General features: G+C 59.6%; 15 protein-coding genes. 12 read left to right on the top strand and 3 right to left on the bottom strand.

The features are described from left to right. Positions 1 to 153: 153 nt before the first annotated feature. Positions 154 to 1,899, bottom strand: a complete 1,746-nt coding sequence (locus tag U5A65_RS38870) for a hypothetical protein (protein WP_321949538.1) — start codon at positions 1,897 to 1,899, stop codon at positions 154 to 156. Between the two features lie 1,506 nt (positions 1,900 to 3,405). Here U5A65_RS38870 and U5A65_RS38865 point away from each other — a divergent pair. From U5A65_RS38865 to U5A65_RS38850, 4 genes are all read left to right on the top strand, one after another. Then, complete coding sequence (locus U5A65_RS38865) at positions 3,406 to 4,818, top strand: coproporphyrinogen-III oxidase family protein (protein ID WP_321949537.1); 1,413 nt, start codon at positions 3,406 to 3,408, stop codon at positions 4,816 to 4,818. A 29-nt stretch (positions 4,819 to 4,847) separates the two neighbouring features. Beyond that, a complete protein-coding gene (locus U5A65_RS38860) occupies positions 4,848 to 6,062 on the top strand; it encodes an MFS transporter (RefSeq protein ID WP_321949536.1) in 1,215 nt (404 codons plus the stop codon). Next, positions 6,063 to 6,437 carry an adenosylmethionine decarboxylase gene (speD, locus tag U5A65_RS38855; RefSeq protein WP_321949535.1) on the top strand — a complete coding sequence of 125 codons (375 nt, stop codon included), beginning with the start codon at positions 6,063 to 6,065 and terminating at the stop codon, positions 6,435 to 6,437. It abuts the gene before it with no gap. 203 nt (positions 6,438 to 6,640) lie between these two features. Then, positions 6,641 to 7,798 (top strand): cytochrome P450, encoded by a 1,158-nt coding sequence (locus U5A65_RS38850; RefSeq protein WP_321949534.1) that lies wholly within the window; start codon positions 6,641 to 6,643, stop codon positions 7,796 to 7,798. Between the two features lie 1,062 nt (positions 7,799 to 8,860). Here the strand turns inward: U5A65_RS38850 and U5A65_RS38845 are convergent. Both U5A65_RS38845 and U5A65_RS38840 read right to left on the bottom strand, forming a co-directional pair. Then, positions 8,861 to 9,790: a phosphatidate cytidylyltransferase gene (locus U5A65_RS38845; RefSeq protein ID WP_321949533.1), complete on the bottom strand. Its 930-nt coding sequence runs from the start codon at positions 9,788 to 9,790 to the stop codon at positions 8,861 to 8,863. A 35-nt stretch (positions 9,791 to 9,825) separates the two neighbouring features. Then, positions 9,826 to 10,455 carry a lysophospholipid acyltransferase family protein gene (locus U5A65_RS38840; RefSeq protein ID WP_321949532.1) on the bottom strand — a complete coding sequence of 210 codons (630 nt, stop codon included), beginning with the start codon at positions 10,453 to 10,455 and terminating at the stop codon, positions 9,826 to 9,828. Positions 10,456 to 10,810: 355 nt separating this feature from the next. On the opposite strand from U5A65_RS38840, the gene U5A65_RS38835 reads away from it, so the two are divergent. The 8 genes from U5A65_RS38835 to U5A65_RS38800 all read left to right on the top strand — a co-directional run bounded on the left by U5A65_RS38835 (position 10,811) and on the right by U5A65_RS38800 (position 21,529). Then, on the top strand, positions 10,811 to 11,416 hold the full coding sequence (locus U5A65_RS38835; RefSeq protein ID WP_321949531.1) for a CDP-alcohol phosphatidyltransferase family protein: 606 nt from the start codon (positions 10,811 to 10,813) through the stop codon (positions 11,414 to 11,416). Positions 11,417 to 11,461: 45 nt separating this feature from the next. After that, complete coding sequence (locus U5A65_RS38830; protein WP_321949530.1) at positions 11,462 to 13,231, top strand: bifunctional alpha/beta hydrolase/class I SAM-dependent methyltransferase; 1,770 nt, start codon at positions 11,462 to 11,464, stop codon at positions 13,229 to 13,231. Further along, positions 13,228 to 14,631, top strand: coding sequence for a phosphatase PAP2/dual specificity phosphatase family protein (locus tag U5A65_RS38825; protein ID WP_321949529.1), 1,404 nt, complete (start codon positions 13,228 to 13,230; stop codon positions 14,629 to 14,631). The genes U5A65_RS38830 and U5A65_RS38825 overlap by 4 nt, the downstream gene beginning before the upstream one ends. Continuing rightward, complete coding sequence (locus U5A65_RS38820) at positions 14,631 to 15,083, top strand: hypothetical protein (RefSeq protein WP_321949555.1); 453 nt, start codon at positions 14,631 to 14,633, stop codon at positions 15,081 to 15,083. The genes U5A65_RS38825 and U5A65_RS38820 overlap by 1 nt, the downstream gene beginning before the upstream one ends. A 234-nt stretch (positions 15,084 to 15,317) precedes the next feature. Further along, positions 15,318 to 16,544 (top strand): DUF3142 domain-containing protein, encoded by a 1,227-nt coding sequence (locus U5A65_RS38815; RefSeq protein WP_321949528.1) that lies wholly within the window; start codon positions 15,318 to 15,320, stop codon positions 16,542 to 16,544. Continuing rightward, positions 16,531 to 19,131 (top strand): hypothetical protein, encoded by a 2,601-nt coding sequence (locus U5A65_RS38810; RefSeq protein WP_321949527.1) that lies wholly within the window; start codon positions 16,531 to 16,533, stop codon positions 19,129 to 19,131. The genes U5A65_RS38815 and U5A65_RS38810 overlap by 14 nt, the downstream gene beginning before the upstream one ends. Next, positions 19,132 to 20,388: a DUF1176 domain-containing protein gene (locus U5A65_RS38805; RefSeq protein ID WP_321949526.1), complete on the top strand. Its 1,257-nt coding sequence runs from the start codon at positions 19,132 to 19,134 to the stop codon at positions 20,386 to 20,388. A 355-nt stretch (positions 20,389 to 20,743) separates the two neighbouring features. Next, on the top strand, positions 20,744 to 21,529 hold the full coding sequence (locus tag U5A65_RS38800) for a hypothetical protein (protein WP_321949525.1): 786 nt from the start codon (positions 20,744 to 20,746) through the stop codon (positions 21,527 to 21,529). Positions 21,530 to 21,557: the final 28 nt, after the last annotated feature.

Below are 21,557 nucleotides of genomic sequence, written 5' to 3'. Positions count from 1 at the left end.
GCCAATTGACTATCATCTATGTCACGTGCAGTTTGCGCGTCGACAACGGCCTGGTACATAGCGAAAGTGGCCGCCACTAGTCGAAAAAAAAGCCGTGTGCCGGAGAGCGCTTACCTGCGCGTGATGACAGTGGCGTATGGAGATTGATAACGGTCAAGCTTGATGCGCTACCGTGAAACTTCGTTGGTTACGTCCTCTCCAAGGCCCCAAAGCCGTCGCCCTGCCAGACCAGGTGCTGCATGGGGCGAAAGCAAAGGGGCGTTGAGCATGAAGGGGCGTGTCGTTGTGGTGCGCATGCTTGTTGCATTTTGCGTGCTGGGGGCTTGCTGGTGGTTGACGTTGAGACTTTTTGACAGGCTGAATGATGCAGAAGACCCGACGTTCTGCTTCTCGGGGGTGCGTGTCCTCGATCCACGAACACGCTGGCATTGGCCTGATCCGCAGAACCCACGCAGCCTGAAAGCACTGGTGGCTGATGAAATTGCCTGCGTTTGTGCACAGCCCATAAACAGCGGTGGTGGCTGCGACACAAGCGAGATTGTCAAGCCGGGCATGTCGAATCGAGACCTGGAGCAACTGGCCAGCTGGTACGCACGGGTGGGATCCCAGGAACTCATGAGGCAATGTATGGAAAAAAAGGGGTATGTAGCGGTGGAGTACCAGAAGCTGATCTGTAGCTCGCGGTGGAACTGACTGCGCAGAGCTCGGGTCGCTGGACTGGGTGGTGGCGGTATTGCTCACGTGGCTCAACTGGATTGCAGTCGTACTCGTGGCGGCGCTCACGCCTGATGCAGTGTCGACCTGGGACGGATCAACAGCCATACCGCCTGTGCGCAACGCAGGATCAATGTACGAATTGGGGTACATGCTTTTAAGCAACGAATCCACGTCCGTCGCAGAACAGGTTACAGCGATCCCGTAGAGCTGGGTGTCGGCGTCGGTGGTGTTTGCGACACCGGCCGCGAGGGCGCTCGTGAAATCACTCGTGCCGCCAACGATTGACGAGAGATCGATAGCGCTGTCATTGACGCCCTGACTCGCGCGGGTGCAGAAATTCCAGGAGGGGGCCGCGGCATCGAAGACGGCCAGCATTTGCGTGAATGTCGACGAGTCCAGCGCGGGTGTCGCCTGGTTGATACAGCCGTACGCTGTACGGCTGTAGGTCTGTACGAACTGCGAGATCGCGGAGGGATTCAGGGACGAGATACCCGCTGCGCTGGCCACGGCCGCAAGGATCCTGAGACTCGCGAGGTCGCCCGTGCGTACAAGACCCGGAAGTGTCTGCTTGACGATCGCTGAAAGGACGGTCGGACTGGTGATCTGGCTAACCATCGATTCAAAGACACCCGACACTCCAAGACTCGCACACTGGTTGATCACGCCCGCAGCTACGCCGCCGAGCGCCTGGTTGTCGATCAGCATGAACGGCGACGATCCGGAGAAACTGTTGATGAGTTTGCCCAGACTCTGGATGTCACCGATTGCGCCATTGGTGATGCCGCTCACGACGCTGCCCACGCTCGCCTCCACACTTCCGACCATCTGGGCCGCTGTGCCAATGCTTGCCTGGATCGAAGAGGAGAGTGCGGAAAATGCACTGTTGACGGAGCCGCCTGAAGTGGCCTGCACCAGCGTGTTCGACGCCGACAGGATCCGCGCGATCGCGTTCTGCGGGTTCATGAGAAGCTGGCCGTTGGCCACACCCTGAACCAGTGGGAGCAGCTTCGCCGCCGCGGCGCCCGAGCGCAGCATCCCGATAAGGTTGACGTCGTACTTCGCGGCGAGGCTCTGGATCGAGTTGATGATCCCGCCCGCCGTGCCGCTGTACACGTCGATTGCAGCAAGGTTGTCTCCGGGACCCGTAAGGAATCCTGTACTGGCGAGTGCACCGGATGGCATTGCCTACTCCTATCGATGGGAGGTCAAAGTGAACGTCACGACCGGGGCGGGGGGGCCACGGGAGCCCCGCTTTCAGGTAGCGCCGGATTTCCTCCATGCCTTCGCACAACCATCCCGAAATCGGGCTGTGAATCTGGAACTGATGCGGACCGAGACAGTTGTTGAAGGTATCCGTGTGACTTTTCACCCACGACTGGATGGTGTCCGACGGAACGGTGGCGCGGGGTGATGTGGACTTGAACGGGGCTCGCGTTCTCGCACGATCATTCATGGCGCTCTCCCTCAGAAGGCGGAAAGTGACTGACGTCGCCGGGTTGGTCGTCTCGTGACGCGTATTGGGTGAACAGGGCGTTGGGTCCGCTAACGATTGCGCTGTCCAGAAGATCGTTCGCTTCCAGAAACGGTGAAAGTGTCATGATTACCTCTCTTTCTTGAAAAGAAGGATGCCTAACTATATGGACACGGAAAATATTGACAGCAGGCAGCGCGGCATCCGGACATTAATCAAACCAGCATTAATGTTGATTTATATCAAGATACTGATTTTCCGATTCCGCCACTCAGTGTTAGCCGGCATCATCGGCCGAAAACCGGGTGAGTGAATACCCGGCTCAGTCAGCCTAGATCAGGACGGATCGATGTCAAGATAATGAATGTAAGTATGCCAACTGGTTATCACCCCTGCCGCTGCCCATCAGGAGATTTTTCAATTCAGATTTCACCACGTGGGGAATCCGGCGTTATCCGGAAGAAACGATGCGCTCGTCTGAACGACACCTTTTCAACCAATCCCGAATACGGGAGGCTGAGAATCATTGCTCGCGCGAATAGGCATCCGGTGAACGACTGCCAGACCATCGCAGGTAGGCACGAGCGGCTGCCAGCGCAAAAGCAGGCATTCCATGTCGTCGGTTGCGACTCCCGCGCGCTATTTTTAGCGCGTGCTAAAAATAGCGCGAACACGTTACCGGGCCGTCTCCTGATCTGCGGTGGGCCAACGAGACTGCATCAAATAATGCCATCTGTATAACCATACAATTTCATTACATATTTTTTATCCAAAACTATAAACGTACGATAGATTTATCTTTCGGACAACTCCTAAAATCACGCAATTCAATTTACAGTTACGGGCAACAGTACTAAAGTTAAATCACGCTTAACAATCATGTCCTTTCACGCACATCAAGACAAATCAGCTTGCCAATTGACGCGATTCAGCGGCGTCTTGCCACGCCGAAACAACACGGCAATGTCAAGCTAGGTCACGCAGAATCCGCTTTGAGTGAAGCGGGTCTGGTATCGAATGCCGGAATTGATCTGGCATCCTCGCAGGGGGAATCCTGCTCTGTTATTTTGGAGTCCAGAATGGAAGACGTACTCAGCTACTTCGAAACTCAAGACGTCCAAGCCATGCCGGTGAAGATGGGCCTCTGGTAAGCCGAAATCCGGCGTTGAAAGAGGAGGGGCACTCGCCCCTCCTTCCTGACGAACACGGGAGTCGACATGAAGCTGCTGGCAGGTACATCGCTAATCAAGTTTGATCGTCAGTTTCCAATCTACAACTTTTTCTTTCCCAACCAAGGAAAGGAACAGTCCGCGATATCATCGTCTAGTGTGTGGCATAACGCGCAACAACACGTCCAATCGCGAGCGCTCTATTTTCACATCCCGTTTTGTGACACGATTTGCAATTTCTGCCCATTTACCCGCGGAAAATATTCAGATCGTTCTACCATCGATCAGTACTTCCACGCGCTCCTCTCCGAGATCAGGATGAGGGCCGAGGCGGTTGATCTGAAGCACGTTCCGGTGAGTTCGATCTTCTTCGGCGGCGGTACTCCGAGTCTGTTAGACCCCGACCAAATCAAGGAGATCGGCGAACTGATTCGCGCGACCTTCGATCTCTCTCAGCTGCGTGAATTCTCGTTCGAAGTCGAGGTCAAGAGTCTCACGCCCGAACGTGCAGCAGCAATGCGAGAAATTGGTGTTACTCACCCACGCTTCGGCTTGCAGACGTTTTCACCAAAGTGGCGTGAAATATTCGACTTGACGGCCACGCTAGACCAAATCCGAAATGCCGCGACGCTGCTCAAGGAAACTTTCCCCTACCAGACGTTCGATATCCTGTACGGCATGAGCGGTCAGGATGAAGAAGAACTCATCGCCGACCTCCAGGATGCCATAGCACTCGGCACGACAAACATTGATATCTACCCGATCGACAACATTGTTACCCAAATTGGGTTGCACAAGAAACTGTCCGATGGGGGGGCGGCGCCGACCTCGGCGATGCGGAAATTCGGGATGAACCTCCTCGTCGACCAGTTCATGCGACACGCCGGATTCATGCCGCACAACGGCCACGGCTACGTTCGGACGCCGGCAACTACCAGCGTCGTGAGCAGCGCCTATTCATTCGTTTATCACGAACACGTATACGGCTACCACGACCTTGACCTCTTGGGTTTCGGCGTGAACGCGATCAGTTCGACTATAGGACACGTTACGACGAACACGCATAGCCGAAAGGTCTATCAGGAGAAGATCGCCAGTGGCGAGTTTCCCAGTGTGGTCAGCCAGCACGACGTGTCGCTCGACTACGCTCGCCCACTTGTCCTCCGGCTTCCCTATCACGGAACGATCGAGAAGCAACGGGTCGTCTGGGACCAAGTTCATCCCGAAGTGCTCGCCAAATTTGACGCGCTGCGGACAGAAGGATTCGTCACTGAAGATGATACGTCCATTTCGCTTACCAAGCTTGGTTGGTATTGGTACGTCAATATCATGTACTTCCTGATGCCAACGGCAGACCAACTACTGATGAACGGGATGGTCGTTGACAAACTCAAGGACCCGGGGCGGAAGTTCTCGAAGCGAGAACTGCTGTATCCGATCATGCCCCTAGCTGCAGCGTAGCAAGAAAAAGGGGGATAGGAGGAGGACATATGATCGGAATGCTCCGTCGTGAAAGACAATTCTCGGTTTTGCTGGTCGGCAATGCCATGTCCCAAATTGGTGATGGTGTTCACGAGTTCGTATTCGTCATCACGGTGTTACACGCCGCACACAACAACGTGGCGCTCGCAGGCATCGTCTATTTCTTTCGCTTCATCCCGTATCTGGTGCTCGGGCCGCTCGGTGGCGCATTATCGGATCGACTGCCTCGTCGCGCATTGATGATATTCGCGGATCTCTCTCGTGCCATAACGACGGGACTATTCTGCGTGCTACTCGCTATTGATCGTGTCGACCTCGTTTCACTTGGTCTGATCGGAATGGCAATGACCTCGTTCCGCACTCTGTTCCAGCCGGCTTTTCAGGCAACGATTCCGACGATCGTAAAAACCGAGCACCTGCCTTCTGCCAACGGGGCAACACAAATGGCCATTGAAATGGGAGGACTGGTCGGCCCGGCACTCGGGGGCGTCATGCTAGCGATGATTGGCAATCCGGGCTTCGTTTTGGTCATCGACGCCGCGACCTATTTGCTGTCGACGCTATGCGTCTGGCGTGCCATCACGGCACGTGTGCGCGATTGCGCATCTCTCTCCCAGAAGAGACCGACGATCCGGAATCTATACGGCGACTTTGGACAAAATTTCCGCGGCGCGTTACAAAAGCGTGAATTGTTCGTCACGATTGGATACTCTGCGCTTTGCATCCTATTCATCGGCTCGGCCTTGCGTATCCTGATTCCGGCGTTATTGAAGGGCAACGGTTACTCAGACAGCATAGTCGGGTATGCAATGAGTTCCATCGCCTTTGGTGCACTGACCGGCGCCGTTGTGTGTAGCAGAGTGATACTGCGGTTCGATACGCGCAATCTGATGCTTTACTGGAGCATGTATGGCTTTGTACTCGCAATCCTGCCAGCGTGTGTGGTCACTATGCCAACAATTTTTGCAGGATGTTTCTTGCTTGGCGGCGTGGGTGCCTTTGCCGATGTCATTTTGCCGACCAACATTCAGAATCTATCTACCGACGCGAACGTTGGCAAAAATTTCAGTCTGTTCTCTACACTGGCAAACACGAGTGAGGCACTATCTGGTGCTTTGGCCGGATTGTTGACGCTGGTTTTACCTGTCGGTGGCAGTCTTGTGATTACCGGCTTGCTGATTGCGTCAGTAGCCTATCTCGGCAAGATTCGGGTTGAGGTTTAAATGAACGGACTTTCGTATTTGGCTTATGGTCGCCACGTCTTTGCCGACATATCGGATACAAACCCCGAGGTGTTGAATGATCTGTCGTCCCTTGAACGGGCATTGACAGACGCGGCTACCACAGAGGGTGTTTCAGTTCTCGGTATCATCCGACATGCATTCCAGCCAAGCGGAGTGACTATTCTTTTGCTCCTCGCCGAGTCTCACGTGTCGCTGCACACCTATCCTGAGCAGGGTAAGGCATTCTTTGATGCGTTTACGTGTGGTGTACAGTTTGAACCTGCCAATATTTTTCACGGCTTCGCTCGAGCTAGCGCTGTCGGAACTTTTAGAATTTTTCAGTGCGAGCGTGGAGTCCAGCGCAGCGCGGAGTGACAATATGACTGCGCAACGCCAAATAAACAGTAACATTGGCTGTTTCTTGGTTATCGCCAACGGTCACCAAGTTCACATTCTTACTAGCGGCCCCAAGGCACAAGCAAGCGCTTCGAAGGGGAGTTTGTCGTAACGCGTCAAAGTTCGATACGATTGAAGAGTCGTTCGATGAGGAATGCCAGATCCGAATCTGAGGAGACAATGTGCAAGAGAAAACCATTTTGACGGCGCTAAAGAATGGCTTCTACGACTCACGGATCTATTACGAGACACTACACTCATTCGACGACGGACAAGGCGTGTTTTTCGATAAATATCTTGATGGACACGTTGTTGTCGGCTACGAAATTTGCAAGGACGTTGCCCGACGCATCGACGAGTTTGGGCGCAGAAGTCTGTCGTTGCCATCCGATCTGTTTCGCGGCAGCAGGCAAGCCAAATTGGGATACGAAGTCATGCAGGCGATGTCCATTTTTTTGCCAGCAGGCTCCTCTTATGTGGCACGCCGTCAGCGGCTCCTGGAAGTCGCCGGCCACGCGAGGCATGATCTCGGCCTCGATCGCATCCGAGAGGTGGCCTCGAAATCGATTAACCTTCTTCCCGTTGACGAACCGGCCGAAGTTTTCCTGACCTCTTTGCGACCGTTTGCGGCTCAGTGTGCCAATCTCCTCGTGTTACAAAGTGCAGAGGTCCCAGCGTATGTAACCGAGGACGCGGTGACTGCCACATACTTCTTCGACGGGAAACGGCCCGGGAGAGAACATCTGCTTGCCGCCATGGAAGCAATCGATCGCTTAGCAGACTGGCTGGCGACGGCGCGCGGTTTGTCGCGCTCAAACGACGGAGAGATACTAGCCGACCTAGCCCTTCTCTACGTGGCCGCTCACGAAAGTGTTTCATATCTACTCTACAACTGCCTATGGTATCTTTCGACCAGAGAAGGAGGCTTCGACAAATCGTTACTCCCCAATCTCGCTTCGCTCGTCGCTGAAGCCTTGAGATACGATTCGCCCGTTCAGATAAGTGGTCGCGTAGCGCTCGATGATTCTCGAATTGGTGACTACTTGGTTCGAAAGGGTGCGCACGTATATCTGCACGTTGGCGCCGCGAACCGTGACGAAAAAGTGTTCACCAATGCAGATGTGTTTGACGAAAATCGGCAGCCCATGCATCTTGGATTCGGGTGGGGACCCACGCGATGCGTCGGATCGGAATTCGCGAGCGCGTGCGCGGCAGAATACCTCACAGCGATCCTTGCGCGCTTTTCACGCGTACACTATCACAAAGAAAATACCCGGTTTGATCATGGCCTGTCAGCGCGCGGATTGAAAGCGGCCAGTTTCTCTCTTGGTCAACGCTGAGGCGACATCACTCGGAACGGAGGGCATGGCGTGAGGCCATCGGGCAGTGCGCTACAAGCTCGACGGCCCCCTTGATCGGAGCCAGATGACAGTCAAGCCGACCGATCCGGCAACTCTCAGCACTGAACGGAGCCGGACGATTTTGACCCAATTTGGGCTCGATCCGGACACAGAAGAGAAATGATCATACGGGAGGCGGCAGCCTCCCGTTTTTATTCCGCTCCCACGCCGCGACCTGACTCTACTCCGCCTCACAGGAACAGCCCCTGTTGCCGTAGGTCCTTCGGCGGCGGCAGGGAAGCCTTCGCGCGACGAACGCAGCGGCGACGTATAAGGCGTCGTACGTGGGCGATGAGCTCGGCGCGTGTCTCACAAGCCATTACGAGCGAATACAGCCGCACGCCGCCCGGGCCGAAATCCGGGCGCGGCCGCAACGAGATTCGCAAGGAGAGACGACGCGCGCGATCGACCAGCTGCGCGCGGCTCATACCCGGCCAGCAGGCTCCGATCAGCGCCGTCACGGACGGCGGAAGCGACTCGGGCGCGCAGCCAGCCGGCGCGAGGGCAACAAGTTCGAAACGGGCAGTCATGTAAAGTGAAAGGGCAGTTGAAGCGGGATACTGTGACCCGATGACACGCATATCGTGCCGCAAAATGTGGCGCGCCGCAAAACGGTGCGGGTCTGTCGCCAGCCCTCCGGTCAGGCTCAAGTTTTACCCGACAATGCGATTTCTAACCTCACTATTAAGATAACAGGCAGTTGGCCTATGCGTTCGAATTGCTCTACGAATACGGCTCAAAGCGCGCCGCGGTGGCTGTTGGTCCGGATATAACCTGCGACCGGCTACGGACTGCGGTGCGCGCCTCGTTCACAGGCGATGAAGGCGCCACGCGACTACGGAACGTCGATGCCGCATGTTCGCCGGAAGCGCCAAGTGCGAGATGAACGCCACGTCCGCTATCACGCAGTACAGCCTCTATGGCGCGCCCTCACTCGAGGCGAGCGCGAAGGGTTATGCCAGGCCTTGCGCCCCGTCGCGCGCGCGTGCAATGCGTTGGGTATCAAACGTACAGATATCGCACAAGATGAAAGAACACCGGCGCGGCAAAGCAGATCGAATCGACCCGGTCAAGCATCCCGCCGTGCCCGGCGATCATCGAGCCCCAGTCCTTTGTACCCAGCGAGCGTTTGACGGCCGACAGCACGAGCCCGCCGACGAAGCCCGCGATCACGATCACGAGGGAGATGCCGAACGCTGCTCCAAAAGTGAATGGTGTGACGCGATAGAGCGCCGCGCCGCACAGCGTCGCGAGCAGGCCGCCGCCGACGAAGCCTTCGACTGTCTTCGAAGGCGACAGGCGTGGTGCGATCTTGCGTCGTCCGAACAGTTTTCCCACCACGTACTGGAGCACGTCGCTAATCTGTACGACGAGCAGGAAATAGAACAGCAGCAGCGCGTTACGGCCTGCGTAATGGGGGATGTCGAGGATCAGCACGGCGGGCGCGTAGCTCAGTCCGTAGACACACACCATCAGCGCCCAGTTGATCTTCGCGTTGCGGCTCAGGAATTCGCTGGTGTCCTGCGTGAGCGCCGACACGAGCGACATCGCGAAGAACAAGTGCACCGGCACGAAGATCGAGTACATGCCGTACCAGTTGATCGCGAGAAGCAGGTACTGAACGGGAATCGCGACGAAGAACGCAATGAAGAGGGTAGTGTGGTCGCTCGCCGTTGTGGGCGTTAGCGTGATGAATTCGCGCAGCGTCAGGTAAGACAGCAGTGCGAACACGAAGTACGTCACGGTATTGCCCAGGCCAATCGCAATCGCCATCACCGCGATCATTGCCCACCATGCCCGGATACGCTGGTTCAGGTTGACTATGGTCGTATTTGTGCCGCCACTGCGTGCGCCGAGGAGCGCGCCGATAACGGTCGCAACAGTTAGCAGGCCTGTGACGCCCGCGACCAGTTCCCAGAAAAGTGTTCGCATGATCGAGATTCGAATGAGAAGGAAGGGTGCGGCACTCAACCGGCCTGACGGTCCGGAGCGAGCGCAACGATCGCATCGCGCATGCGGGCGAGGAAGGATGCCTTGTCTTCCTCTTCGCCGCGCGCTTCGTTCGCGCCGAAGTGCACCTTGCAGATCAGTGGCACGGGCCAGATCGCGCCTTTTGGCATGATTCGCTGCAAATTTTCGAGATAGACGGGGGCAAGCGGGACCGTCGGGAATTCGGTCGCGAGATGGAACAGACCGCTCCTGAACGGCTGCGGCAGCGCGTCGGCACCGCGCGTGCCTTCCGGAAAGATAATGATCGAATGGCCCTGCGTGAGCGCTTCGCGCACGGGATCGAGCGGATCGCCACCCGATTCGCGATGACGGTCGATCAGCACGACGTTCAGCAGCTTCTGCGCTATATGCCGCTTGAGGGTGCTGCTATCCCAATAGTCTCGCGCGGCAACTGGCCGCACGACGGCGCGCACGTCGCGCGGCAGCGCGGCGAGAATCGCGAGCGTATCAACATGGCTCGTATGATTCGAGAAGTAGATTTTCTGCAATGCACAAGGCGACGCCTGATGCCAGACGGGATAGGCGCCAGCGACGACCCGCGCGATCATCAGCAGGGAGTCGCGTTGCCAGACATGCCAGAGTTTCATGGGTAGGCGTGGTAGTTTGACAGGCGGGCCGAGGCGGCCCGTCGCATATGAAGTGAATCAGGGTGGAGATGACCCATGTTCGCGCAGCATTCAATTTTCGCGACACCGGTAGCCTGAAATAGCCGATTGTTTTGCGGGCGATTCTTTTCTGCGCGAGCGCAGTGAATTTGACGATATTTAACACATCTCAATAAAAATGCATCTTGACAGAAAACACGTCCTTTATCTTGTATTGCCAGGATGTTGACGTCTATGGCATTGCCGATAATAGTAGCTTCTTTCGTACGGCCATTGAATAAATCCAGAAGACTGATATCGCCAGACGAGACCTGTTATTTCGCACGTGCGAGACGAAATGAGCCTCTACACACTCAAACCCAAATTCCAGAATCTGCTGCGTCCGCTGACAAGGTCACTCGCCGAGCGCGGTGTCACCGCGAACCAGGTCACGTTGTTTGCCGCCGCTGGATCACTCGCCGTCGGCGCACTCGCGAGCCTGGGGTTTATCGCACGTGGGTTTTTCCTGCTAATTCCGATTTGGTTATTCTTGCGGATGGCGCTCAATGCGATCGACGGGATGCTCGCGCGGGAGCACGGACAGAAAAGTACGACCGGTGCCTACCTGAATGAACTCGGCGACATTGTGTCTGACGTTGCGCTCGTACTGCCATTCCTCGTCGCCCCTGGTTTTCCGCCGCCCGATATCTGGCTGTTCGCGCTGGTCGCGATCGTTGTCGAATGCGCCGGGCTGATTGGCCCGCTCGCCGGCGCGAGCCGGCGCTACGATGGCCCGTTTGGCAAGAGCGACCGGGCACTCGCGCTCGGTGCGTTTGCCCTGTGGCTCGGCGTGGGTTTGCCTGTCGGTGTCATCGCGGTGTGGGTGTGGCGTCTGTTGATCGTGTTGTCGCTCCTGACGGCCGTGCGACGTGCACAGGCGGGAATCGCTGAAGCCGGTGGATGATCACCGAGGCGAGATTGATTCGAACAACGGAATGAGAGAGCGAGCATGAGCGTACGTGTTGCCCACGAGGCGGAGTTCACCACTCACGATGGCGAAAAGCTGTTCTACCGTCACTGGCCCGCGACGAACGATACCTGCCGCGGCGCGATTGTGCTGCTGCATCGCGGCCACGAGCATTCGGGACGCGTTGCGCATCTCGTCGACGAGCTCGATCTGCCTGACTTCGCATTCTTCGCGTGGGACGCGCGTGGCCACGGCCACTCGCCCGGTGCGCGCGGCTACAGCCCGGGTGTGGCCACGTCAGTGCGGGATCTGCAGACGTTTGTGGAGCATATTCGGGACGTTTACGGCATCGCAATCGGGGATATGGCCGTGGTCGGCCAGAGCGTAGGCGCGGTGCTCGCGGCCACGTGGGCGCACGACTACGCACCGCCGATCCGCTGCCTCTGCCTTGCGTCGCCGGCGTTTCACATCAAGCTGTACGTGCCGTTCGCGCGGCCTGGCCTGCGGCTGATGCACAGGCTGCGCGGCCTGTTCTACGTGAACAGCTACGTGAAGCCGAAATTCCTCACGCACGACCCCGAACGGATCGCGAGCTACGCCGCCGATCCGCTGATCACGCGGCCCATCGCAGTCAACATGCTGCTCGACCTGAATGACACTGCGAAACGCATCGTCGCCGATGCGGCTGCGATCACCGTGCCGACGCAACTGCTGATCTCGGGCGCCGACTGGGTCGTCCATCGCGGCCCGCAGGATCGCTTCTTTGGGCAGCTCGGTTCGGGGCGCAAGGAGCGCATCGTGCTGCCGGGTTTCTACCACGACACACTCGGCGAGCGCGACCGGGCACAGGCGCTGGTACCGCTGCGGGCGTTCGTGCTGCGCGAATTCGAGGCGCCCGGCCCGTGCGTGTCGCTCGCCGATGCCGACCTGAGAGGCCCTTTCCACGATGAGTACGCGGCGCTGAAGCGGCCACCCGCGAACCTGTTCGCGCGAGCGTACTGGGCGGCGACGCGGGCCTCGCTGAAGGCCGGCGGCTGGCTGTCGGACGGTGTCGCGCTCGGACTGAAGCTCGGCTTCGATTCGGGTTCGACGCTCGACTATGTGTACCGCAACAATCCGCAGGGAAGGTTGGGGATCGGGAAACTGATCGATCGCGCCTATCTTGATTCGCCGGGTTGGGTCGGCATCCGTCAGCGCAAGATTCACCTCGAGCAGCTGATTGGCGTGGCTATTAGCCGGTTGCAACGCGACGGCGTCGCGGTGAGGATCGTCGACATCGCGGCTGGGCATGGCCGCTATGTGCTCGACGCGATTGCGTCGGCGACTGCGCGCAATGGCGCTGCGCCGGACGACATCGTGCTGCGCGACTACAGCCCGCCGAACATCGAGGCGGGAAGGACGCTGATTTCCCAGCGCGGCCTTGAGCCAATCGCGCGCTTCGAGCGTGGCGACGCATTCGACGAGGCGTCGCTCGCCGCACTGGATCCCCGGCCGACGCTTGCGATCGTGTCCGGCCTCTACGAGCTCTTCGGCGAGAACGCGCTGATCAAGCGTTCGCTGCGCGGACTTGCGCAGGCGGTGCCAGTCGGTGGCTATCTCGTCTACACCGGCCAGCCGTGGCATCCGCAGCTCGAATTCATCGCCCGCGCGCTGAACAACCATCGCGGGGATGCAAGCTGGGTGATGCGCCGCCGCTCGCAGGCCGAAATGGATGAGCTGGTCGCGCGCGCGGGCTTCCGTAAGCTTGACCAGCGAATCGACGCGATGGGCATTTTTACGGTCAGCCTTGCGCAGCGGGTGAGCCCGGCATGAGCGAACTCGGTGGCAGTGCGCGTGGCTTCGTCGGTGACGCCGCAGACGGCGCGCGCGAAGCATCGCTCATGCTGCGGTTCGGCTGGCTCGCAGTGATGGGCGCGGTGTTCTTCTTGACCTATGGCTTCGCGAACTGGCTGGCTTCGCGACGTGCCTCGGTGCCCACGTTCGCGTTCGGCTGGGAGCACGCGATTCCGTTCGTACCCTGGACAATCGTGCCGTACTGGTCGATCGATCTGCTGTACGCGCTGTCGTTCTTTTTCTGGGTACGACGCGACGATCTGCTCGATCACGTAAAGCGTCTGCTGACCGTTCAGTTGGTCTCGGTCGTGTGTTTCATCGCGTGGCCGCTGCGTTTCGGTTTTGAGCGACCCGATGCGGGTGGCGTCGCGGGCGCGCTGTTCACAATGCTGATGGGTTTCGACAAGCCGTATAACCAGGCCCCGTCCCTGCACATCGGGCTGCTCGTCGTGCTGTGGGCCGTCTACGCGAAGCATCTGCGCAACCCGGCGGCGCGCGTCGTGCTGCATCTGTGGTTCACGGCGATCGGCGTATCGGTGCTCACAACCTGGCAGCATCATGCAATCGATGTGCCGACCGGTGCCGCGGTCGGCTGTCTCGCTCTGTTCCTGTTTCCGCTGCGCGACGCCGGTGGCCGGTCACCGGGTCTCAATGGGGCGTCAACGGCAGAAAGCCGTGTGCTCGCGCGACGCTATGCGCTTGCCGCACTCGCTGTCGCATGCCTCGCACTCGCCTGCGTGCCGGGTTCGGTCGGCTGGGCGCTCGTCGCAGGTTGGGGCGCGCTTGGGCTCGGATGTGTCGCATCGATCTACTGGCGTGGCGTGCCGGCTGCGTTCCAGAAGGATGCGCGGGGGCATTTCCCGCCGTTCATGCTGCTGCTGTTCGCACCAACGATCGTGGGCGCATTCGTCAATTCACGTGTGTGGACGTTTCGGCGGCCGCAGCCCGTACGGATCGACGCACAGGTGTCGATTGGCCGTACCCCGACCTCACGTGGTCTGCGGCGGTACGGCTTTACCGGCCTCGTCGATCTGACCGCCGAGATGCCGCGATGGATGAAGGACGAAGCGTCAGTCGCATATGTGTCCGCGCCGCAACTTGATCTCGTCGTGCCGTCGTATTCGCAGTTGCAGCAGGCGGTTGCCGCGCTCGAAGAGTTGCATGAGGCAGGCCACGACCTGCTCATCTGCTGCGCGCTCGGCTACGGGCGCAGTGTATTGTGCGCGGCGGCGTGGCTGGCAATGCGACGCGACCTGCGAGATGCCCGCGACGCGTTCGCCGCTGTGCGGGCCGTACAGCCGTGCGCGGTGTGGTCGGAGGGGAGCGTTGCGGTATTACAGGCGTGGATCGATCGCCGGGCGGCGAGGGGGGCAGCGTGATCCGCGATCCGTCCCTTCCGTTCCTGATTGCCGCCGCACGTGGCGCACTCGACGCCGGGTGCTGGGTGAGCGCAGTGGCGCTTTGCGCAGCGGCTTCGGGATGCTGGATTGCGGCGAGCTGGGAGGCGGTGCCGCTGGTGTGCGCGCTGCTGGTGAGCATCAGTACGGTGTCTGGAGTCTCGGCCCTGTGGTACGCCATGCGGATCGCCATTGACCGGCGGCTGTTCTCGGTGCTGACCGACCCAGCACAGCTGCAGGGCGTTGTGATCGACGAGTCGTTGGCGGAGCTGGACGAGGCGTTGATCACGCTTGGCTGGACGAATGCCGCAAAGGTAGGCCGCCCGCTGGACATGCGGGTGCGGGGTACGGTCAGGCTGCTGCGAGGGAGTGTGGTGATTGCCGTCGTACAGTGGCTGGTTGTCGGTGTAGCGATCGCTACGCGAGGACTGTGACGAAGGCACATTCACGATGGCAAATCAGCAGGCTGCGCGACGGGTCGCTCAATCCCGAAGGGTTCCGCAGCGGCAAGCCGGGCCGCTACGACCATCGACTCGCCGGCACTTCTCACCGCGTTACTTCACAACAAATGATCTCGCCATGATCCAGCTTGCTGCTCTCGTCGCGTGGCCTGCCCCCCGCACGCGATGAAGTCACTGCGAATCCTGTCGCGACGCACGTGCGTCGGTGTGGGACTGCTTGCGTGCACGCTCGCTGCGTGGCTCGTCGTTACGCTGTTGCACGCGTCGGAACCGCAAGTGCATGCGCGGTTGTCGAACGACGCCTATCTCTGGCAGCGCAAGTGGACGCCCGCTGTCGTCGATGCATTACGGGAATCGACGGGCCTTGTACAAGGCTGGCACGTCCTGGCTGCCGAATACGACGGCGTCCCTGGGGGTGAGACGTGGTCGAGCGTGTCGCCGGACTGGCGGGTGCTCTCCGCCTTGAGCGTCCCTGTAACAGCGGTATTTCGCATAAATGGGCACGTCGAGCGCTGGGATGGCGCGGCGCTGGCCGCCGATATCGCCGAGCGTCTCGCAGCGTGGCGCGCGCACGGCGTAACGGTTGCCAGCGTCGAGATCGACTACGACTGCGCGACCTCGCGCCTCGCCGATTACGCGCGTTTCCTGCAAACGTTGCGCAGAGTAATCAGCACGAATGGCGCGATCCCTCTGACGATCACTGCGCTGCCGACCTGGCTCCAGAGCGCCGATCTGGACGTCCTGCTTGCCTCGAGCGATGAGGCCGTACTTCAACTCCACGCCGTCATGAATCCCGTTGAAGGTCTGTTCGATCCCGGGCGCGCGTATCGCTGGGCCGCAGCGGTCGCCCAGCGCACCTCGCGGCCGTGGCGCGTGGCGCTGCCTGCTTATGGTTCCCGCGTAACGTGGGGCGTCGATGGCCGCATCGTCGCGATTGAAAGTGAGCGTCCCACGCTCTATCCGGGCGGCGTCGCGCATGAGCTTGTCGCCTCGCCCGATGTCGTGCGGGCGTTCGTCGCACATCTCGATAGCCAACGTCCGCGTGGGCTCGCGGGCATCGTCTGGTTCCGGTTGCCGACCGATGCGGATACACGTGCGTGGAGTCTTACGACGTGGCGCGCGGTGCTTGCGCGCGATTCGCTGTCCGGGCGGCTCGACGTCATTGCGCATTCGTCCACGCAGGCCGGGCTCTACGACGTGTCGCTCGTCGCGCGCGGCAACGCCGATCTGCTGCTACCGCGCGTTGTGCGCCTCGCACGCGCCTGCACGGTGGGCGACGGCATCAACGGCTATGCGCTCGATTACGACGCGCAGGGCATGCTGCTGCGACGCGCCCAACCCGGCCTGCTGCGCGCGGGTAATCAACTCAACATCGGCTGGCTGCAATGCGGCACAGTTCCTTCCAGCGAGGTCACCTTTCATGTCGAACCTTAAGACGCCGGCGCTTGCAGTCGGCGCCGTCACACTGCTTGTTGCCGGCGGCGCGTTGGTCTATGCGTGCGGGCAGTTTTTCCCGATGCAGTTGCTGGACAACCGCACGGCCACCTTGTTCGGCACACCGTCGAATTCCTTCGCTTACGAAGCCGCGCATCTCGTGACGCCCGACAATGCACTGAAGCTGCCCGCGCCAGGAACAGACGGCGGTCACAACGGAGTGATCGATACGACGAAGGTGCTGGAGCAGGGCTTGTCAGTGCAGCAGATTGCGTTGCTCAGGCGGATGGCGGATGCCGCCGACGGCGACGCGGCTTACGCGCTGGGCGCGAGCGTGCCGGAGGCGCAACGGCTCGAAGCAGCTGCGCGGGTCGATCTGAAGTTGGCGGACCAGGCGTGCGTTGCCGATGCGGCGAGCGCAGCATCGGCTGCCTCGTCGACGGCACCCGCGGCGACTGACGATGCCACGCCGGCGACGAAAATCGCTTGCCCGGATCCCGCCCTGGCGACCCGGCGCGCGGCCGCGCGCCTTGACGCTGTGCTGGCGCTGCCGCCGGCACAGAGCGCGCAGGTCGGCTTGATCGCGGCCGACGAGCTGGCGCAGCTGGCGAGCACACAGGCACTGCAATGCGGAGTAGGGGCATCGTGCGCGACGTCCCTGCGCGCTGCCCATGATGCGTTCACGCGGGTACGTGCGTTTGCCTTGCGAGGGGTGCCGGATCCGCTGGGCATTGCCGTCAACAGCTACGGCGACGAAGCGCTGCTCGACCTGCGCAACGCGAAGAATGGCGATGCCTGCAACTGGCTGAGCTTCGTCAATGCGACGCCGTGCGCAACGGCGATTCCCACCGCCGGACTAAAGCACGCGATCGGGCTCTATGCGCAGCAGGCGGCGCGCGGCTCGAACATCGGCGTCGAGTCGCTGACGTTCATCGCGGACTGGGCGCTTGCCGATGCGCAACGCGCTGGCGCGCTGATTGACGATCCTGTCGCACAACATCTGCTGGTGAGTTTCGCACTGGCGCGCGTCGGCGACATCGAGAGCGGCGACCCGGCGAGTGCGAATGAATACCGCGGCGGCTGGGACACCACGGTTGGGCCCTCGGGTTACAACGACGCCGCGCGTGGCGGTCGCAAGACGACAGCCAATCCGCAACTCGCGGCGCTCGTCGAGGCGATCCGCGCGCGTGGACTCACACACATCGGCCGGACGGATCAGCTCGCGGCGCTCGCGTATCGCATCGGCCGCTACGATCTGGCTTCAAAGCTGCTCACCGGCCAGAACAGCGCGCTCGCGAACTGGGTGCATGCGAAGCTGGCCTTGCGTCACGGCGATACGGACGGGGCGCTGCGGGCCTATGCGGCGGCGGCGCAGGCGTTCCCCGCCAACGACACGAGCGTCGAGCCGGCGGGCGCGTCGCTCATCGAAGGCGAGCGGGGCGTGCTGACGCTCGCGCGGGGTCAATATGTTGAGGCACTGGGACTGTTTTACAGCGCGTCACAGAAGGCCGAAGCTACGCTCGCCTATGACATCAACTACGCAGGCGACATGGCCTATGTCGCGGAGCGCGTGCTGACGACCGACGAACTCAAAACCTTCGTCGATACCCATGCGAGCACATCGAAACCGCCCGCGCCGGGCGCTGACCCTAACGCGCAGCCTGCGCCTGTCACAACCGGCGACACGCTGCGCTATCTGCTCGCGCGCCGGCTCGTGCGCGATGGCCGTATCGATGAGGCGCTGCCGTATTTCCCGCAGGATGGCGATCCGCGTTACCAGAGCGTCACCTACGATGCCAAAGGCCAGCCGCAGGTGCATCCGAGTGAGTTGCGCGCTCTGGCGCAACGCTATGGCACGCTGCTGCGCACAGCGCAGCACGGCTGGTCCAGAACCACCCGTGCGCAGGCGTGGTTCGAGGCCGCAACGATTGCAAAGCAGAACGGCATGGAGTTGATGGGCTACGAGCAGGACCCCGATTATGCCGATGTCGGTGGTTCGTCCGAGGGCGGATCGGGCCGCGACAGGACTGACGCTTTCGGCGCCGACGCGGATCCGGACGCCAATCTGCCACAGCCCGCTGACAATCCAGCGGCGCGCGCGCAAGCAGCGTTGCGCGGCCCGTTCGTGACCGATGGCGAGAAGGTGCGCTACGCGGCCAGCGAGAGCAAACCGTACATGCGTTACCACTACCGTGGCATCGCTGCCGATGAAGTGCAGCACGCCGCCGACCTGTTGCCGCCGCGCTCGCAGGCCTATGCGGCGGTGTTGTGTCAGGGAGCGGCGTGGATCCTCAACGACGATACGGCGCGCGCCCGGCACTTCTATCAGCAGTATGTGGGGCGGGGCGCGTATGTGGATTTTGGCGGCGGCCCGTTTGGCACACGCTGCGCCACGCCGGATTTCCTCGCCGCGAAGTATTTCCGCCTGACGCAGACGAAGCACACTGTTTTGCGCTTCCTGCGCGCTCATCACAAGCGTGTGACGCTGATCGGTGCGGGTGTTTTGCTGCTGATCGCGGGTGGTGCGATGTGGGAGTATCGGCGTCGCGCTAATAATTTGTCGCCGGCGGATCAGGGAGAGAAATGAATGGGAATCCGAATCACGTCACCGCAGAGCGCAATAAATCGTTTCCTCTATAAGACAAACATAGACCGCAGCGAATCCAATCCATTTCGCCTGAACACACTTCCATTCAACTCACAGAGTTTCTCGATGTCCAGCAAATATTCTGTTGTCCGTGTCGTGCTTTGTGCCGCGCTTTCCATGACGGCGACGTTCGTGCGGGCAGACAATAGCGTCGCCCCCTCCTACGACCGCTACAAGAACTGGCTGGTCGCATGCGATAACGAGTTGAACTGTGATGCGAAGGGTTTCACAACCGACCAGAGGGCACAAATCGAAATCAGTCGATCAGCTAGTGCGGAAGACATGGGGCGTGTCGAGATATCGGCCGTGTCGGTTGGTCTCTTCAAGTTTCAAGACCTGAGAGTCGATGACCAGCCCCTAGGTTTGAGCAGCATCGGAACCGTGAACTCTTTTGGCGAAAGAGGCGAGGGCGGCGGCACGATCACGTCGTTTCTCGTAGCATCAGAGTCGGGAGTCCGGGCACTGATCGCTAGACTGCGAAATGGTTCGACGCTTACTTTCGGGACATCCAGCAGTCCGGCGATACCGTTGGAAGGTATGGTCGCCGCGTTGCTTCGCATGGACGAGCGCCAAGGCCGGGTGGGCGGACCAACCGCATACATCCGGCCAGGCCCGCTACCAGTGGGCCCTGGCTATCCACGCGTGTCGATTCCAGATGTGATGGCAGTTGTCGTACCTAGATCCATTAAAGAGCCACAGGCTCGGCAGATCGGTGAAATTGTGCGTACTAGTCAGGCAAAAGTGCTGGCCGACTCTGGATGCAAGCCAATTCAGGAGCCGTACGTGGATGACCTAAACGCTGAAAAAGTTCTGGTTTCGTTTCAGTGCGCGCAGGGCGTTTACCGGCAAAGCGACGAAACATGGGAAAATGGCTGGTCCCTGCTCTTCGTTGCGTCACGGAACGGGAACTCATCGGAGCAACTGATTTTGCCTCTGACGAAAGTGCTTGGATTTGGCCCTCAGTGGTCTGATATCAAGATTTATACCAACCCTCAACTCGCGATCACAAATCGACGGGGCTACCTCGCAATACGGAATTACTTTCGCGGTAAGGGAGACTGCGGGATGGATGCGCGATGGCTGTGGGACGGCAGACAATTCCATCTGAGCTACCTGGCCTACCAGGATGTATGCGGCGGAGTCAAAGATGGCGACTGGCCAATCCTGTATCGCACCCATGAGCATTTTCCTTCCTGAGTCCAAATCGGATATCTTCAGATTAGGACGATGTTCGTCAGATCGAGAAAAATTAATATCGATTCGCAGTCCTAAATTTTACATAAATTAAATTATCAACATTTTTCATGTAGGAGCAAAGTAGTAGTGTCGTACTTGGGCAAAGTACAGACGTCGTACCCAGGCCCGATTTGAGGTGCATGCTGGCGCGGTTTTCACGTATGCGTAGGACTGGTGTCGTTCTGTACTTCCAGGCCTGCTGTTGTCGCGCGGTAACGGCCCAACGGGAGGACGACGGCGTTCGCGCAGCCGGGACAGCTGGCACCCGTCAGGATCAGAGGACCGGTCACGGTGATATTTGAAGGAAACGGCAAGTATGACCCAGTCCGGCCTCTACGCATCTCGGAAATCTGGCCAGCTCGCAGTCCGTTTCCGCCCGAAACCTGCCTCCCGATTCGCCGAAGGCAAACGACAGACTTTGACGGCATACGCGGCGAGTCCGACAATGCTCGGGATAGCGCTATACTCCGGCGCACTTGTTGCCCTTCCTCAGGCACCACTGAATCCACATGAACGCTTTGCCCCCTTCACAAACGAATTCAATTCGATAAAAGGTCTCGCTGTGTTCAGAGAACTCCGACGGCAGGGGAAGCTCATTGTGCCTGTCTCGATAACTTTGCTTTGCTTCAGCGGATGCGTTATCAATCACCAGGAAGCCATTGCATCAAAAACGCTTTCCGGACCAGACCAGACCAACTTCCATGGCGACAGCGAAGAATTCATCGCGAAGGTCTCGAAGGCTCTCACGATGCGCTTTCCGGCAGGAACGCCACAGGGGCAACTCATCGACTACGCGCGCAGTCTCGGCGGAGAATGCGACATCGCGGTTGATCGGAAGATATTTGCGCCGCGCGACCTCGAGATAGGTAACGTGATATGCACCGTTCCCGAAAGAAACAGCCTCTTTCTCCGATCGGAGATCGTTCTCAACGACAGGGTCGAAAGTAGAAAGATTGTGTGGTTAAACTGCGGCTGCGGCGCGCTTGATCCAGGCAGGACAACACCAGGCGCAAGGCTTGCCTCGGGCCGACTGCGTCGGGCAAGCTTCGGCCAACTACTGCCGGTGGTCATCACATTGAAATGGACACTCGAATGTCCTTAACGAACGGCGGATTCAACCGGTCGATGCC

The organism is Paraburkholderia sp. J10-1, assembly GCF_905220165.1.
Classification (GTDB): domain Bacteria; phylum Pseudomonadota; class Gammaproteobacteria; order Burkholderiales; family Burkholderiaceae; genus Paraburkholderia.
This window is presented reverse-complemented; position numbering and strand designations above follow the sequence as displayed.

Bases quoted from the DNA above. Each gene is read 5' to 3' on its own strand.
- U5A65_RS38870 (WP_321949538.1), bottom strand. From the start codon at position 1,899: ATGCCATCCGGTGCACTCGCCAGTACAGGATTCCTTACGGGTCCCGGA.
- U5A65_RS38865 (WP_321949537.1), top strand. From the start codon at position 3,406: ATGAAGCTGCTGGCAGGTACATCGCTAATCAAGTTTGATCGTCAGTTT.
- U5A65_RS38860 (WP_321949536.1), top strand. From the start codon at position 4,848: ATGATCGGAATGCTCCGTCGTGAAAGACAATTCTCGGTTTTGCTGGTC.
- speD (WP_321949535.1), top strand. From the start codon at position 6,063: ATGAACGGACTTTCGTATTTGGCTTATGGTCGCCACGTCTTTGCCGAC.
- U5A65_RS38845 (WP_321949533.1), bottom strand. From the start codon at position 9,790: ATGCGAACACTTTTCTGGGAACTGGTCGCGGGCGTCACAGGCCTGCTA.
- U5A65_RS38840 (WP_321949532.1), bottom strand. From the start codon at position 10,455: ATGAAACTCTGGCATGTCTGGCAACGCGACTCCCTGCTGATGATCGCG.
- U5A65_RS38835 (WP_321949531.1), top strand. From the start codon at position 10,811: ATGAGCCTCTACACACTCAAACCCAAATTCCAGAATCTGCTGCGTCCG.
- U5A65_RS38830 (WP_321949530.1), top strand. From the start codon at position 11,462: ATGAGCGTACGTGTTGCCCACGAGGCGGAGTTCACCACTCACGATGGC.
- U5A65_RS38825 (WP_321949529.1), top strand. From the start codon at position 13,228: ATGAGCGAACTCGGTGGCAGTGCGCGTGGCTTCGTCGGTGACGCCGCA.
- U5A65_RS38810 (WP_321949527.1), top strand. From the start codon at position 16,531: ATGTCGAACCTTAAGACGCCGGCGCTTGCAGTCGGCGCCGTCACACTG.
- U5A65_RS38805 (WP_321949526.1), top strand. From the start codon at position 19,132: ATGGGAATCCGAATCACGTCACCGCAGAGCGCAATAAATCGTTTCCTC.
- U5A65_RS38800 (WP_321949525.1), top strand. From the start codon at position 20,744: ATGACCCAGTCCGGCCTCTACGCATCTCGGAAATCTGGCCAGCTCGCA.